At 68.1% G+C, this 480-nt stretch carries 1 pseudogene; it reads right to left on the bottom strand.

The features are described from left to right. A pseudogene (locus tag VZP09_RS03925) lies at positions 1–480 on the bottom strand (sodium-extruding oxaloacetate decarboxylase subunit alpha); the annotation flags it as partial.

Below are 480 nucleotides of genomic sequence, written 5' to 3'. Positions count from 1 at the left end.
ACCGGCTCAAAGGCCGCCGGGTTGTGGCGGTTTTCGAGGAACTTCAGGCCTGGCTGCGGGAACAGCGCCACGGTGAGCACGTCGTCGATGGCGTTTTCGGCAAGCGTGATGCCCTTCTCCTGCGCCTGGCGTTTGACGTCGGCTTCCAGCTGCGCCAGCTCCGGCTTCAGCAGGTCGGCCGGGCGGCAGGTCACCGGGTCGGCGCCCTCAAGCACCCGCGCCTGCAGGGCGGCGTTCACCGGCGCCGGGGTGCGGCCGTACTCGCCNTTCAGGATACCGGCGGTCTCCTTCGCGATGGTTTTATAGCGCTCGCCGGTCAGGACGTTGAGCACCGCCTGGGTGCCGACAATCTGCGAGGTCGGGGTGACCAGCGGGATGANGCCGAGGTCCTCGCGCACGCGGGGGATTTCCGCCAGCACTTCATCCAGACGGTGGGCGGCGCTCTGCTGCTTCAGCNGGCCTTCGAGGTTGGTGAGCATC

The sequence above is a fragment of the Klebsiella sp. EMBS2024 genome, assembly GCF_036233805.1.
Taxonomy (GTDB): domain Bacteria; phylum Pseudomonadota; class Gammaproteobacteria; order Enterobacterales; family Enterobacteriaceae; genus Klebsiella; species Klebsiella pneumoniae.
The sequence above is the reverse complement of the archived record's forward strand: the minus strand, read 5'-3'. Positions and strand labels throughout refer to the sequence as shown.